The following is a 17,109-nucleotide window of genomic DNA, read 5'->3' as shown; positions in this document are numbered from 1 at the left end:
TCAACCAAATGTGCGAGGTAAATAGTGTAATTTCCCTATACTGGTTTTTTATCTTAATACTTTGAATACATAATTTCCCAAACTACTAATTCTATCGTCACGGTTGCTCAAGTTATTCCTCAAAAGATAGTTTTATTCTACTTTTTCGCTCTGTTTTTCCCAATACACAACTTCCAAGTTCGTTGCTATGATGTTGTAGAAATATTTCAAAAACTTTTTTCAAGGAGGAATACTAGATGAAAAAGCAAGCAGCAATATTATTAGCTCTTGGATTAACGCTGAGTACAACTGCTCCAGCCATTGCACAAAGTGCTGATTCAGAACCACAAAAGAAAGTAAAAGAAAACAACAAGAAGGCAGTAGAAGCTAAGATTAAAAATCTAGCAAAAGATCATGTAAACATTACGTGGAAGGCTGATCAAGATGTACCGATGTTTGTGAGCGGTAAGGTTTCTGAAAAGGGGATTAAAACTGAGAAGGAAATTAAGCAATATCTTAAGGCAAACCAAGATATTTACAAGCTTGATCCACATCTTGACCTAGTGTTAATAAGCCAGGAGACTGATGAATTAGGAATGACTCACTATAAGTATGAACAGCAATATAAAAATGTACCAGTTGATGGTACAAGCTTTATGGTACATACAGACAAAAATGGTGTAATTTCAGCCATCAATGGAGATATCCAACCAGAAGTCATGTTCGACTATAAAGGGAAGGCAACTTCTAATCTATCGAAAGATGAAGCAACAAAACTAGCATGGAAATCTATTAACGTTAAGCCTGAAGAGACAGAGGTAGAGGACCCAAGTGCAGCTCAAGAGCCAGATTTTCATTCACATGTTGATAACACAACAACTTCTTCTGAGACTGTCTTATATCAATTCGAAGGGAACTACTATCTTGCTGAAAAAGTAACTCTTCAATTTATCCATCCATATCCAGCAAACTGGAAGGTATATATCAATACAGAAGATGGTAGTGTGATAGATTCCTATAACGCAGCAGCAGAGTATGCAACAACAGGATCTGGAACAGGGGTATTAGGAGATTCAAAAACACTAAACACGTATTATTCAAACGGCACGTATTATTTATTTGATACAACGAAAGCAATGAACGGAGTAATTGAGACTTTTACAGCTAGAAATGGGTCAAGCTTACCAGGTTCATACTCGGTAGATGCAGATAATAAATTTACAAGCACAACTCAACGTGCAGATGTAGATGCACATGCCTATGCAGGTAAGGTATATGACTACTTCAAAAATAAACATAACCGAAACAGCTTTAACAATGCAGGTGCAACGATTCGTTCAACCGTTCACTATGGTTCTAACTATAACAATGCTTTCTGGAATGGTCAGCAAATGGTATATGGGGATGGCGATGGTTCTCAATTCCGCTCACTATCTGGTGCGCTTGATGTAGTGGCACATGAATTAACTCACGCCGTAACAGAGTACACGGCAGGACTTGAGTACAGAAATCAATCTGGTGCACTAAATGAATCAATGTCTGACCTTTTTGCTGTATTCGTAGAACCGGATTATTTAATTGGAGAAGATGTTTATACACCTTCTATCTCCGGAGATGCTCTGCGTAGCGTATCCGACCCAACTCGCTATGGACAACCTGCACATATGAATAACTATAACAACACAACAGCAGATAATGGTGGAGTTCATATTAACAGTGGTATTCCAAACAAAGCTGGTTACTACGTGATTAGTAGTTTAGGTACTACAAAAGCTGAAAAAATTTACTACCGTGCACTTACTCGTTACTTAGGTCCAACTAGTAACTTTAGTGCAGCCCGTGCTGCAACACTTCAAGCAGCAGCCGATTTATATGGAAGTACTTCAACAGAATACAATGTGGTAAAGTCTGCTTGGAACAATGTAGGAGTTTACTAGAATCAAAGCACTGCCCTTTAGGGTGGTGTTTTTTTTATTTGCTAAAATATTTTTAACTTTTATTGATAAATTTAGACAAAAAACTACTTTTCTTACGAAATTTATAGATAGAAAGTAATGTGCAGAGAAATAGGCTTTAGGTATATTCTACCAAAAATAACGTATTTTACAAATTCTTAATATCTATCTCTCTTTTAATTTGCTATATTACTAGAGGAGATTTCTCTCCTCAATAAACTAAAAGGATGGATCAATCATGAAAAAGCGCAGCAAAATCAATGCAAAAAAGATTTTGTCCAGTACACTTGCATTCAGTATTTTAGCAACTCCATTCATGACTAGCTATGTTAGTGCTGCAAAGCCGACAGCAAGTAACAAGAAAGCTTCTTCAATAGTCGAGCTTCGTATTTTAGAGACTACAGATATTCACACGAACTTAGTAGACTTTGATTATTACAAAAATGCAACTGCTCCTAAGCTTGGATTAGCTAAGACTGCAACATTAGTAAAACAAGCAAAACAAGAAGTAGAAAACTCTGTTTTAGTTGACAACGGAGACTTAATACAAGGTACTCCACTTGGCACTTACAAAGCAAAGATTGATCCACTAGAAGAGGGAGAAGTACATCCAGCTATCAAGGCAATGAATATGATGGGCTACGATATGGCCACTCTAGGAAATCATGAGTTTAACTATGGCCTTGACTATTTAGATGAAGTATATGATGATGCAAACTTCTCATTTGTAAATGCTAACGTATATGTAGATGACAAAGATAACAATCCAAAAAATGATAGAAATCAATTTTCTCCATATAAAATTGTAAACAAAAAGGTAACAGATGAAAGTGGAAAAACAAAAGTAATTAAAGTAGGATTTATTGGTTTTGTACCACCACAAGTGAATGAGTGGGACAAGGCTCATTTAGATGGAAAAGTAATTACAAAAGGCATTGTTGAAACCGCTAACAAATTTGTACCGCAAATGCTTGAAGAAGGAGCAGATGTGATTATTGCACAAGCTCACTCTGGTTTCAATGGAAACGTATCAAATACAGAGGATGCTGTTTATGCATTAAGTAAAGTAGAGGGAATTGACGCAATTACGTTTTCTCATACTCATAAAGTATTCCCTGCAAAAGATTTAAAATCACTAGATTCACTATTCAAAGATGCTGACGGTCAACCGTTACCTGGCGTTGATTATTTAAAAGGAACAATAAATGGAGTACCTGCTGTTCAGGCTGGTTACGGTGGAGGAGCTCTTGGTCTTATTGATTTAACTCTGGAGAAGGTAAGAGGCAAGTGGGAAGTTGCTGAATCACAATCTTCAACTCGAGCAATTGACACTGTCCAACCTGATGCAGCCATTCTAAAAGCTGTTCAAGCTGATCATGAAGCAACAATTAAGTACGTAAATACACCGATTGGTAAAACAACAGATGATATTTACAGCTACTTTGCTTTAGTGCAAGATGATCCATCTGTTCAGGTTGTGACAAGTGCGCAAAAGTGGTTTGTTGAAAAGTATGTTGCATTAAATAAACCTGAATATAAAGATCTACCTATATTATCTGTAGGTGCTCCGTTCAAAGCTGGTCGTAATGGTGTTGAGGAATATACAGAAATTAAAGTAGGTGACTTAACGATTCGTAGTGCAGGTGACTTATACCTGTATGACAACACATTAAAAGCAATTAAAGTAAAAGGATCTGTCGTTAAAGAATGGATTGAAATGTCTGCAGGGAAATTCAACACAATTGATCCTACTATCACAACGGAACAACCTTTATTAAATGATAGTTTCCCAGTTTATAATTTTGATATCATTGATGGTGTAACGTATCAAATCGATGTAACAAAAGCACCTAAATATTCACCAACTGGTGCAGTCATTAACCCTGATTCAAGCCGTGTTGTAAACTTAGAGTACAACGGTGAAACAGTAGATCCAAACCAAGACTTTATTGTTGTTACAAACAACTACCGTGCTGGTGGTGGAGGTAACTTCCCTGGAGTTAAAGGAAGCGAAATGGTTGTTGACTCTGCAGATGAAAACCGTCAAATCTTGATGGATTACATTTCTGAAATGAAGGAAATCACACCAACAGCTGACCAAAACTGGTCTATTGCTCCGATTTCTGAAGATGTAAATGTAACATTCACTTCTTCACCAAAAGCAGAGCAATATGCTGGTGGAGATATCACGTATACTGGAAGAACTGATTTAAAAGGTTTCGGTATCTTCAATTTAGATTTAAACCGCGGAGTACAAGTGCAATTACTAGGAGTAAATGATTTACACGGTCAATTAGATACCATTACTAAAGTAGGAACTTCTTTTGCAGGACAGGCTGAATATTTAGCTGCTGCACTCAAGCAAGAAGAAGCAACAAATCCAAATACATTTATGGTCCATGCAGGTGATATGATTGGGGGCAGCCCGTTAATCTCTGCTTTATTCCAAGACGAGCCGACAATTGAAGTACTTGAAGCAATAGGCTTTGATGCAGGTACGTTAGGTAACCATGAATTTGATGAAGGTATCGATGAGTTAAACCGTATGATTAATGGTGGAGACCATCCAAACGGTACAACAGGTTATGACGGAATGGATTTTCCGGTTGTAGCTTCCAATGCCTATGACACTAGAAATGGTCAATTAATTACAGAACCATATACAGTTGAAGAAATCGGTGGTCAAAAGGTTGGAATCATTGGAGTAGTTACTCAAGAAACTCCTGATATGATTGTAAGAAAAGGTAATGAATCATTAAAGATTACAGATGAAGTAGAAGCCATTAATAAATATACGGCTGAGCTTAAGAGTCAGGGTGTAGAAGCAATTGTCGTTCTAGCTCATAATCCAGCAGCACAAACAGGATATACAGATGCATTTGACGTAAGTGAAATTGCAGAAAAAGTAAATGATGAGGTTGATGTGATTTTTGCAGCACATAATCACGTGAAGGTAAATAGATTAGTAGACAACAAGTTAATTGTACAAGCATACTCTTATGGATCTGCATTTTCAGATGTTGATTTAGAAATTGATCCATATACTGGGGATATCTTTAAGAAAACGGCTGAAATTGTAACTGTATTTCAAGATCAATACACTCCAGATCCAGCAGTAGCTGCGATTATGCAAAAGTATGCAGCAAAAGTAGAACCAATAAAGGCTGAGGTTGTTGGAAAAACCCTAACAGCTCTTGAAAAAGGGTACCCAACTGTTAGTCGTCAGTTTGGTGACCTAAACCTAGGTAACTTACTTGCAGATGGCATGAAGTATGTGATGAATGCAGATATGGCTTTAATGAATGGTGGAGGAGTACGTTCTGCTGTTGATGTTGGTGACGTAACATTTGGAGAGTTATTCGCTGTTCAACCGTTTGGTAACACATTAGTTAAGTTGAACTTAAGTGGTGAAGACTTACTGTACATTATGAACGATCAAATTACAGCAAAAGGTTTAGACTATCACATTGCTGGCTTCACTTATACGTACGTTTATGAGGATACAACGAAAACAGGGCAAGTTGTGGATATGTTCCTTCCTGATGGAAGCAAGATAGATCCAAATCAAGAATACAGTGTTGTTGTTAACAACTATATGTCAGGAAAAGAAGTTTTCAGTTCTAGAGCTACAAATATTGAAGTTGGGCCAAGTGATCTTGAAGCTACAATGGAATATGTCAAATCACTTCCAAAGCCATTTGAATACAAGGCTGAAGGTCGTATTCAAAGATTGAATTAACTAAAATTAGCACTGTCCATTTGGGCAGTGCCTTTTTTATTGGTAAATGTTTGAGTTCTATGAAAAGTTTCTGCTGTGGACCGATAATAATCGTAGACTTCTTTTTATAAATAGTTCAGAAGTCAATAGTTTATAAAGAGGAGGTAGAAGGAAAAATAGTAAAATAATCATAAATATAGGTATATAGGTCTATTCACAGGATGTGATTATTAACAGTATCATAGAGTTAAAGTCACATAACTCTAGTGAAAAAGGCAAATCATAGGAAACTATGAGACGCAAAGCCAAGGGCCTGACCCATGAAAATGGAAGGTAGCCGGTTACCACAAGGAAACATAGCTCATAAACTATGAACCTTGTCGGGGTTCTTTTTTTATTGTCTTTTTCCTAATTTGAAAGGGGATTATTTATGAGTAAAAGGATGTTGAATTTACCAACCTTCCTAGTTGCGCTAATGCTTATGTACCAACTAGTACTACCGTTTAGTAGTGCATTTGCAGCAGAATCAAACTCAGTTTTACTTCCTCCCAGTAATCTAACTTATCAAGAGCTTACTCCTGATGATATAAAGCTTACTTGGAGTGCGGTAGTTGGGGCAACAGGATACAATGTATATGAAATCAAAGAAGGTCAATTATTACTAGTAGGGACTTCTAAGACAAATAGCTTTACCTTTAATAACCTCGCGGAAGGTTCGTATAGTTATGTTGTCACAACACTATTAAATGACGAAGAGTCAGGTCCGAATGCACCAGTTACGTTTAATATATCTTATCCAGATATGACTGCTCCAACGTCACTGACATATGTAATGAAAAATGGAAATGACATAACTCTTAACTGGACTGCAGCTCCTTATGTTGAGAAATACAATGTTTATGAAGTAAACACAGATGGGGAAAAAACGTTAGTAACATCCACTTCTGCTAGAACGTATACAATTACAAATGCAGTTGAAGGAAAATATCATTACGAAATTACAGCTTTTCATTCGTTATATGGTGAATCACCTTTTTCACAAGGAGTACAAGTTGATGTTGTGCATCCAGTAATGGTTAATCCTTTAAATTTAAGCTACAACATTACAAATGGTAACGACATAGAACTTAAATGGCAATCAGTAAGCTATGCTACTGGATATAACGTCTATCAATTAATTGATGGAGAAAAGAAGTCTATCAATAAAGTTACTTCCACTAACTTTAAGCTAACAAATCAACCAGCTGGTGACTATAGTTATCAAGTATACTCTGTAAGTGATCGTTTTGGTGAGTCACTTGAGGGTAGTGCGATTACATTTACAATTCAAGATATTAAATTAGAGACTCCTAATGTTACAGTTGAAACGTCCAATATTAACGACGTTACAGTGAAGTGGGACGCTGTACCTTATGCTACTGGTTATTATGTTTATGAAGTAGTGAATGGTGAGAAGATTTTAAAGGGTACGGTTACTAGCACTTCAGTAAAATATACAAACCAATCAGGCGGAAGCTACACTTTTATCGTTAAAGCTTACAGTTCTCGTTTTGGGGAATCAGAAGACAGTGCTAGTGTGACCGTTAATGTTGAAACGGTTGTGATGGAGAAGCCTAATAATCTTAACTATAAGATACAAAACGGTAATGATGTTACTTTATCTTGGGATCCAGTAACTAACGCGACAAATTATAAAGTGTATCAAATCATTGGCGGGCAAAAAGTTTTTAAAACGGCAGTGACTGGAACATCAGTAGCATACACGAACTCAGCTGAGGGAGATTATGTGTATGAAGTTCACTCAAATAGTACTCGATTTGGTGAATCAGATGAAGGTAGTAAACTAGAATTTGCATTAGCGCATCCAGAGATGGTTGCTCCTCCAAATGTTACAAATGAAATTAATAATCCAACACAGTTTACGTTAAGTTGGGGTGCTGTAGAATACGCAACGCAGTATAGAGTTTATGAGATTGTAAATGGACAGAAGAAGTTATTGAGAAATCTGGCAGGAACCCAAACTACTTATACTTCAATGATGGCTGGTACGTACACGTATGAAATTTATTCTTATTCTCCACGTTTCGGTGAATCTGCTGAAGGTACTAAAATTGAAGTTACGTTAAATGGGGAATCATTAGCAACACCTACTAACTTTACGTATTCTTTAGCGAATATAAACGATATTAGATTACAGTGGGATTCTGTACAATATGCAAAAGAATATAAGCTATATCAGATTGTAGATGGTGAGAAAATATTAAAGAAAACTCAAAGTGGAACGTTCTTTACATTGGCTAATATGCCTGAGGGAGACTACACATTTGAAGTTTATGCGTATTCGTCTTTACTAGGAGAATCACCTGAAGGTTCACAAGTACAAGTTTCTATCGTACACCCTGAAATGGAAAGCCCGGAAGATGTAACGTATAAAGTTCAAAATGGTAATGATGTAGTGTTAAGTTGGGGCACAGCTACTTATGCTACTAGTTATAAAGTTTACGAGCTTATTAATGGTGAGGAAGTATTAAAAAGCACAGTTACTACTAAATCTGTAACATACGCAAACCAACCAGAAGGTGATCACTCTTACATTATTCGTTCTGTAAGTAACCGTTTTGGGGAGTCTGTGGATGGAACTGAATTAAAGTTAACTTTAGTTCATCCAAAGATGGAAGCACCAATAGGATTAACCCAAACTGTTCTACTTGGAAACGATATAAAGTTAAGTTGGAATGCATCTTCTTATGCAACAGGATATAACGTTTATCAGATAACGGAGGAAGGTAAAGTTCTTCTTAGAAACTTACCTAATGCCACTACAACAACCTTTGTGAACATGCCGGAAGGAAATTACCAATATGAGGTGCATTCATATAGTAATAGATTTGGTGAATCAGAAGAGAGTAGTGAAATTAGCTTAGACTTAGTGCATCCAACAATGCAAGCTCCTGAAAACTTGGTGAAAAGCATTGTGAATGGAAATGATATTAAATTGCAGTGGAGTGCATCAAGCTATGCTTCTGGATATAAAATCTATCAGGTTGTTGATGGAGAAAAAATCCTGAAGACAACAGTTACTGGTACATTTTATACATTTGTCAATATGCCAGAAGGTGATTATCACTATGAAGTGAAATCATTTAGTTCTCGCTTTGGAGAATCAGCAGAAGGTAGTGACCTTAGTTTTGAATTAATTCATCCAATCATGCAAGCACCTAAAACGGTGGTAAACAGTATTGTGAATGGAAATGACATCAAACTGAGTTGGACAGCATCAACGTATGCAAATGGATATCATATTTATCAAGTTGTAGACGGAGAAAAGATTTTTAAAAGAACTGTTAACAACACAACAACTACTACATTCACAAATATGCCAGAAGGTGATTACACATATGAGGTAAACTCATTTAGTACACGTTTTGGAGAATCACCTGAATCTAGTAAATTAATATTTAATTTAACTTGGCCGATTGTTCAACCGCCAGTTGTAACGAGTACTGTTTTTAATGCAAATAACATTACACTTGCCTGGAAAGGTGTACCATGGGCAAACGAATATAAAGTGTACAAGGTAACCCAGGAAGGGAAAGAGCAGATTTATAAAGGAACAGCTCTAACCTACAAGGTTTACAATTTATCAGAAGACACTCACTCTTTTGAGGTAGTTGCATCCAGTACAAGATTTGTTGATTCTGTTCCTTCTAACAAAGTAACAGAAACCATTGTGTATCCGGTAATGCAAGCTCCAGAGGCAAACCTAACGCTGTTAAGTGATACTAGTGCACGCGTTGTGTGGAATTTTGTCACGTATGCAAATGGTTATAATTTATATGAGATAATTGATGGTGAAAAAGTGTTAGTTGCAGAGAAAATTAACAATCTTTCTTATACAATTCAAAACTTGTCTTATGCAAACCATGAATATGTGGTGACATCCTATAGTAATTCATTCGGTGAATCCACGCCATCTAATGTTGTACTTGCAAAGCTAATTATTGATACTACAGCTCCTGTAACTACGACAGTGGAGAACGAGAAGTGGGTCAATAGCGACCAGACAATCACATTGCAAGCAACAGATGATGAAACGGGAGTTGCTAAGACGTTCTATTCTGTAAATGAAGGACCATTTGTTGAAGGAACAACTATTACTGTAACAGCAGAAGGTTCAAATAAAGTTCAGTTCTACTCAATCGACAAAGTAGGAAACAAAGAAGAAGTTAAAACAATTTATAGCAAGATTGACAAAACTGCTCCAACCACTGTAACGAACGAGATCACTACTGCATTCAGTCAATCACATACAGTGACACTAACAGCATCAGATGAATTAAGTGGAGTATCGAGCACATTCTATTCTATCAACGGTTCAGCTTACCAAGAGGGGACAAGCATTACGGTTGATCAAGAAGGAACAAATGAAGTCTCTTACTATTCTATTGATCATGCAGGTAACAAGGAAGAAGCTAAAACACTTTCAGTAAAAGTGGATCGTACGGCTCCAACTACTGCATCAAATGTTTCGGAAAACTGGTATACAGATGATGTACCTGTGACTCTTACAGCCCTTGATGTACTAAGTGGAGTAGAAGCAACGTATTATTCGATCAATGGTTCTGAATTGAAAAAGGGATCAACTTTTACTGTTAATCAAGAAGGTTTAAATGAAGTTGTATTTTATTCAATTGATAAAGCAGGTAATAGAGAAGATATCCAAACGGTAATCGTGAAGATTGATAAATCATCACCTGTGACACAATCAACTATCACAGAGGCATGGACGAATGAAGATGTACAAGTTACGCTAACTGCAGAAGATGCACATAGTGGTATCTCAAAAACATTCTATTCAATTAATGAATCTAATTTCCAAGAAGGAACTAGCTTTACGGTTTCACAAGAAGGTATAAGCAAAGTTTCGTATTACTCAGTAGATAAAGCGGGTAATATTGAACAAGCTCAAACTTCAAATGTGATGATCGATAAAACCGCTCCCGTTACAGTTTCAAATGTAACAGAAGAATGGTCTAAGGATGATGTACAGGTTACATTAACAACAACTGATGAACATAGTGGTTCAGCTTTGACTTACTATTCAATCAATGGATCTGATTATCAGGAAGGAACTGCTTTTACAGTTAACCAAGAAGATGTAAATGAAATCTCTTACTTCTCAATAGATCATGTTGGGAACTGGGAAGCAGTTCGAACTGTTGAAGTCAAAATTGATAAAACAGCTCCGGAACTTTCAATGAATGTAAATGAACTATATGAATTAGGAAGCTCTGTAACGTTAACTTACAAGGCTGCGGACAAGCTTTCTGGAATGGCATCAGAAGTTATGACAGTTAATGATTTAGAAGTAGAAAATGGGTCAACTTTATCTCTAAACAAGCCGGGTACTTACACGATCAATGTAACTGCAATTGATAAAGTAGGAAACCAATCAACGATTTCTAAAACGTTCAACGTATATATTCCTGCTACTATTGAAGTAACTCCAAAAGTTATTAAAGGAAACAAAGGAGTCTTCACAGTTCGTGTTGATGTACCAGCTGAATTTAAAGGGAAAATCAACCTAGATTCAGCGACACTAAACGGTGTTAGTGCTCTAAATAGTAACAACGGTTACTACAACCAAGCTAAAAATGGCCAATTCAAATTTGAGAGATCTGATTTTACTTGGACACCATCCGAGGTATTGGTAGAGTTTGAAGGTTACGTTGATGGCTATTTAGTAAAAGGTCATACGACAGTCATCGTTAAGAAATAATGATACAAAAGCAGTCCTCTACTTTTCGGGGGACTGCTTTGTTGTTTAGGAACAAGATGGTTTATCACTTATTACTTGCAAAGGCAGAGGGAGGAAACTATCATTAACTAGTAGAAAATATTTACTATTGTATTTCAATCAGAAGTTATTCATATTATGTACAAGCACTGCATAAGATTGACTAGAAAGCATCACACTTTAGTTCGTTGTGGTGTTTTTTTAAACAAAAAAGTGTAATTTGGATAAGAAAGCTTTAAAATAGTACATAACTTGAACTTGGAGCTTGGGTGAGGAGGATGTTTTATGAACCAGAAAGTCACAGCACTATTGATGGCAGTTTCTTTACTTGTTGGTAGCGGTGGAACGTACTTAGTTATGAATCAGTTTGGTCATGAATCAGCTAGTAACGAAACAAAGGTAGAGTCAGGATCGAATAAAACAGAAGAAGGCGATGCGCAAGATCCTGTTGGCTTCGAGAAAGTGATGCAAGCTTATGAGCTTATCTCAACGAACTATGTAGAGGAAATTAAAGGTGAAGAACTGATAGAGGGTGCAATCGAAGGGATGATTGGCAAGCTGAAAGACCCTTATTCAGTATATATGGATAAAGAAACGGCAGATCAATTTTCATCAAACCTTGAATCTTCCTTTGAAGGAATTGGTGCTGAGGTTAGTATGGTGGACGGGAAGGTAACAATTGTTGCACCATTTAAAGATTCACCTGCAGAAAAAGCGGGTTTGAAACCAAATGACCAAGTTGTGAAGGTGGATGGCGAGAGTATTGAAGGGCTTGACTTATATGAAGCCGTTTTAAAAATTCGCGGCGAAAAGGGCAGTACAGTGAAGTTGGATATTATGCGTCCAGGTGTGAATGAAGTCATGACGATTCCTGTTGTACGTGATGAAATTCCGCTTGAGACAGTTTATCCTGAAATGAAAAAGGTAGACGGGAAAAATGTTGGCTACATTGAAGTGACATCTTTCTCTGAAGATACAGCACAAGATTTCGAAAAAGCAGTGAAGGATTTAGAAGATAAAGGTATGAAGGGGCTTGTGATCGACGTTCGTGGAAACCCAGGCGGTTACTTAGAAAGTGTTGAGCAAATGTTAAAGCTATTCATTCCAAAGGATAAGCCTTATGTGCAAATTGAGGATCGTAAAGGTGAAAAGCAGCGTTATTTCTCTTCAATTACAGAGAAGAAGCCATATCCAATTACAGTTCTAATCGATGAAGGAAGCGCATCTGCTTCAGAAATTATGGCTGCTGCCATGAAAGAAGCGGGTGGCTATGAGTTAGTTGGGAAGAAATCATTCGGTAAAGGTACCGTTCAAAACGCTGTGCCAATGGGTGATGGAAGTAACATCAAGTTAACGTTCTTTAAATGGTTAACATCTGATGGAAACTGGATTCATGAAAAAGGTGTGGAACCAACAATCCCAGTTAATCAGCCTGCATACTTCTATGCAAATCCATTGAACATTGAAAAAGACTTAGTAGTAGATGCAAACAACGAACAAGTGAAAAACGCTCAAATCATGTTAAAAGGATTAGGCTTTGACCCAGGACGTGTCGATGGCTACTTCAGTAAGGAAACAGAAGAAGCGGTAAAAGCGTTCCAAAAGTCAGCTAAGCTTGAAGAGACTGGAAAAGTCACAAAAGAAACAGCTGGTAAGCTGCAACAACTTCTCATTGAAAAAGTGCGCGATCCGAAAAACGATGCACAGCTAGATGAGGCGATGAAGGCGTTATTTAAATAAAGTGTGAGAGGTACATCCTTTAGGGGGTGTGCCTTTTTTTGTATGTGGGAGAAGATGCATGTTCTTCGCAGAATTAAGGTGGATTTGCCGAAACGGTTGTGGGTTCGCCGAATAAATGAAAAATCGCCGAAACAACTATCATTTTCGCCGATATATCATAGAATATCGCCGGAAAATGTGCAAAAATCGCCGATAAACTGCTCATTTTCGCCGATAAGGGCCACCTTCGCCGAAAACCATCTAAACCCGCTGATAAAAATCCCCCAAACTTTTCCCAAATACATCAACTCCATCCCAAAACCAGCACAAACTCACCAAAGAATCTACTAAACCCCACCTCAACCAACGCAAACGGGCCAAGAAACTACTAAACTCTACCCAAACACCAGAACAAAACTAGCGGAAATCTACCCAAAAGACCCCAAAACAACAAAAACCAACAAAATATCAGGCACATTTTCACTTTTCCATTAAAAAACAATTACGAATGAAGAAGGATTTGGTAAAATAGAGATAATAATTATCGGAAGTTTGAAAACTAGTAGTTGAATTCTAGTTTTAGAGGTGGTGAGCGAGTATGGATAGTTGGTTTTTTGAATTATTAATGGGGATAGGTCGCTTTTTTGTTCATCCATTGTTTTATTTTTTCATTATCTTGTCGATTGTGATGGGGATGTATCGAGTCAAGCAGGAGAGGAAGTTTTTCCACGTTCGTATTTTTGATATGATTAGTGAGACGAAGGCGATGCTGACACAAGGGTTGCTTCCAGGCTTGATTGTATCATTAGTGACAATCGCACTTGGGCTAGTTGTTCCATTCGGTGCTCTTGTCCTCTTGGCGGCACTTACGCTAGTACTTGGGTTGACATTCAAGACACGTTTACTGTCACCGGCTTATGTTGTCGGCTTGACTCTATTATTCTCTCTATTTGCAAGTCATCTAACAACCGGGGTAGCAACAATCGACACGATGGTAGCAGATATTGCAGCGATGAATCCGTTAGCGCTTAGTAGTTTACTAGCTTTGCTGCTACTTGCAGAGGGATACCTCATTATGAAGGATGGCAAGCGATTTAGCTCTCCTCGTTTGGAAACTAGTAAACGAGGTAGAATGATAGGCTTGCATGTATCGAATCGACTTTGGATGCTTCCTGTATTCGTTTTACTACCTGGAGAAGCAGTGACGTCTTTCTTTCCTTGGTGGCCGCTTTTAGCAATTGGTCAAGAAGCGTATGCGTTATGTTTAGTTCCGTTTGGGATAGGATTTTTCCAACGAACACGCAGTGGATTACCGAGTGAAGCAACTCATTTTACAGGGCGCCGTGTGATGGCATTAGCTATTTTTATGACATTGTTAGCAGTGTCAACGTACTGGATTCCACTAATGGGACTAGCAGTTGCGTTACTAGCTATTATCGGAAGAGAGCTCATGTCTCTGCAGCAACGTATTCAGGATGACGACCATTTATTTTTTTCTCGCCGTGATCAAGGTCTTGTGATACTAGGAATTATCCCAAAGTCTCCAGCCGAAAAAATGGCATTAAAAGTTGGAGAATTAATCACAAAAGTAAATGGGAATTCAATAAGTAGTGTAGAAGAGTTTTATTATTCATTGCAAAAAAATGCAGCGTTTGTGAAGTTAGAAGTGAAAGATCATAATGGTGAGTTGCGTTTAGTGCAGCGGGCACTTTATGATGGAGAGCATCATGAATTAGGTATGCTTTTTGTTCATGATGAAAAACTGGCGATACAAGAACATGTAGGATGAAAAGGAGCTTCTAACGAGGCTCCTTTTTTTGATAGAAAAATCCTTCTTCCTCGATCCAATCTGCGAATAAAACATCTTCTGCTCGATTTATTCCATTTTCAATAAGTTGGTCTCGCAACCACTGTTCATCATATCCAGAGGTCTTTAAATTATCATAGTCAATGACACCATCGTTGATTAGAGAGATGGGCAAAAATACTTTTTTCTGCTGTAGACCGAGATCTTGAACGGTAGGGTTTACGTATCTTGGTTTCTTCATTGCACTTATTTGTCCATTTGGTTCGAGGATAGCAAATTCTACTTCGCGGAGAGAGAAGATATCTTTTTCCTGCCTAAGAAGTTGCTGAAGTTCATTAATATCCAATTTGTTTAATCTTAACTGTTCTCGGTCGATGACTCCATTTCGAATTAGAATTGCCGGGTTGCCTTCGAGAAACGTGCGGGTACTTCTGAATTTTTGTGTGATGATCAGAATGATATAAATTAATAAAGTCCACATGGCAATGGCATACAAAATGCTCCAAACATGAATTTTAGAATCGTAGAGAGCATTGCCGACTAACTCGCCCAAAACAATTGCTGAAATAAAATCAAAGGGAGTTAGCTGTGAAATTTGTGTTTTACCTACAATTTTAGTAGCAACTAACAACGCAAGAAGTCCCACGACAAGCTCAACTGTGATCTGTCCGATATATCCCATATAATGCCCACCCATCAATGCTATACTTCCTCACTCTAGCATCTCCAAGTCCTGGCTTGAATATGAATGTTAAAATACATCACGCAGTTCTGTATCTGAATATACGGAAATAAGCACGATTGCCTTCTCATCACTGATGTTTTTTACATAATGAGGTACACTAGCATTCCAACTGAATGAATCGCCTTCTTCTAATAAAAATGAATCTTCACCTTGCTCGGCTAAAATTTTCCCTTGTATCACCAGGTGGCATTCTTCTCCTTCGTGAGCATGAGGCTTGCCAATTGAACCTCCTGGAGGTACTTCTACAATCATCGTTCGTAAGCCACCTCTAGATGTTAAATGCTCAATGGTTAAACCATTAAACGTTGTAGTCGTTCGTTCTTCTTTTCGAACGACATTCATGTGCTGGTTCTTTTCTAGTAATAAATAGGGGAGTGGAACGTCTAGAAAAGTAGCGATGGTTTGTAATGTAGAGATAGAAGGGGAGGTGTTGTTGTTTTCAACATTACTAATGAATCCCTTCGATAATCCCGTTCCTTCACACATTTGGGCAATTGTAATTTTCTTTCTATTGCGTATTGCGCGTACTTTCGTACCAATATCCATGTTATCACCTCAGGGGTTTTCTAATAAAAAACTTATTTCTATAATAGCAAATTTACCGTTGACAATCTACATAGTTTCTTGTTAACTTATAAATAACAAATATCTATATTAAGATACAACATTATGTACTCAATATGCATTTTGTATAAGCCATTTGCTTTAGCTTAGATAGTTAATACAGTAGTGAGGTGAAGAGCATGAACGAACCAATGATATATGAAGTACGTAAACCAAATCATATCGATCCTATTAAAAGATATCCTGCCATATTCCTTATGCACGGAATGGGTAGTAATGAAAGAAATATGCTCTCCTTACTAGACGGATTAGAAGAACAATTTTATATATTTAGCATTCGTGGCCACTTAAATCAGCCTCCGGGGTATGCTTATTTTACGATTCAAGGGTACGGGAAGCCACACCGTGACGTGTTCGATGAGGCGATTACAAGGCTTTCAAGTTTCATTGACTATACGATTGAACAGTATAATATAGACACAAATAATCTATTCTTACTTGGATTTAGCCAAGGTGCTATTCTCTCAGAAACACTAGCATTAACACTCGTCAATAAGATCAAGGGAATTGTTGCATTAAGTGGTTATATTCCAGCCTTTGTAAAAGAGGAATATACAATTAAGAAAGTAACAGATCTCTCTGTTTTCATTTCTCATGGTAAGCATGATCAAGTGTTACCATATGAGTGGGGAGTTGAAAGTAAAGAGTATTTTGAACAGTTAGGTGCACGCGTTACATTCAGAAGCTATGAAGAACCACATGCGGTTTCATTACAAAATCAACAGGATTTAATAAATTGGATAGTAAAATTAAAGGAGGAATAAA

General features: G+C 37.4%; 8 protein-coding genes and 1 riboswitch. Of the genes, 6 read left to right on the top strand and 2 right to left on the bottom strand.

Going from position 1 to position 17,109, the window contains the following annotated elements:
- The first annotated feature begins 236 nt into the window (after positions 1-236).
- The 5 genes from JR050_RS01225 to JR050_RS01205 all read left to right on the top strand — a co-directional run bounded on the left by JR050_RS01225 (position 237) and on the right by JR050_RS01205 (position 14,957).
- The gene (locus JR050_RS01225; protein ID WP_204201698.1) at positions 237-1,916 is read left to right on the top strand and encodes a M4 family metallopeptidase; all 1,680 of its coding nucleotides are present in this window, start codon (positions 237-239) and stop codon (positions 1,914-1,916) included.
- A 256-nt stretch (positions 1,917-2,172) separates the two neighbouring features.
- The gene (locus JR050_RS01220; protein WP_204201697.1) at positions 2,173-5,673 is read left to right on the top strand and encodes a bifunctional 2',3'-cyclic-nucleotide 2'-phosphodiesterase/3'-nucleotidase; all 3,501 of its coding nucleotides are present in this window, start codon (positions 2,173-2,175) and stop codon (positions 5,671-5,673) included.
- A 243-nt stretch (positions 5,674-5,916) separates the two neighbouring features.
- Positions 5,917-6,001: riboswitch (cyclic di-GMP riboswitch) on the top strand.
- An 81-nt stretch (positions 6,002-6,082) separates the two neighbouring features.
- On the top strand, positions 6,083-11,431 hold the full coding sequence (locus JR050_RS01215; RefSeq protein ID WP_204201696.1) for an OmpL47-type beta-barrel domain-containing protein: 5,349 nt from the start codon (positions 6,083-6,085) through the stop codon (positions 11,429-11,431).
- A gap of 303 nt (positions 11,432-11,734) precedes the next feature.
- Positions 11,735-13,189: a S41 family peptidase gene (locus tag JR050_RS01210; RefSeq protein ID WP_204201695.1), complete on the top strand. Its 1,455-nt coding sequence runs from the start codon at positions 11,735-11,737 to the stop codon at positions 13,187-13,189.
- 577 nt (positions 13,190-13,766) lie between these two features.
- Entirely contained in the window at positions 13,767-14,957 is a 1,191-nt protein-coding gene (locus JR050_RS01205; protein WP_204201694.1) for a PDZ domain-containing protein, read from the top strand.
- Between the two features lie 10 nt (positions 14,958-14,967).
- Here the strand turns inward: JR050_RS01205 and JR050_RS01200 are convergent, their stop codons facing one another.
- Together JR050_RS01200 and JR050_RS01195 are read right to left on the bottom strand one after the other, a co-directional pair.
- Complete coding sequence (locus JR050_RS01200) at positions 14,968-15,657, bottom strand: YetF domain-containing protein (protein ID WP_204201711.1); 690 nt, start codon at positions 15,655-15,657, stop codon at positions 14,968-14,970.
- A gap of 69 nt (positions 15,658-15,726) precedes the next feature.
- Positions 15,727-16,266 (bottom strand): helix-turn-helix domain-containing protein, encoded by a 540-nt coding sequence (locus tag JR050_RS01195; RefSeq protein ID WP_204201693.1) that lies wholly within the window; start codon positions 16,264-16,266, stop codon positions 15,727-15,729.
- A 197-nt stretch (positions 16,267-16,463) separates the two neighbouring features.
- Between JR050_RS01195 and JR050_RS01190 the strand changes: the two genes are divergently transcribed.
- Positions 16,464-17,108: an alpha/beta hydrolase gene (locus JR050_RS01190; protein WP_204201692.1), complete on the top strand. Its 645-nt coding sequence runs from the start codon at positions 16,464-16,466 to the stop codon at positions 17,106-17,108.
- Position 17,109: the final 1 nt, after the last annotated feature.

Source organism: Bacillus suaedaesalsae, assembly GCF_016890225.1.
In the GTDB taxonomy this organism is placed as follows: domain Bacteria; phylum Bacillota; class Bacilli; order Bacillales; family SA4; genus Bacillus_BS; species Bacillus_BS suaedaesalsae.
This window is presented reverse-complemented; position numbering and strand designations above follow the sequence as displayed.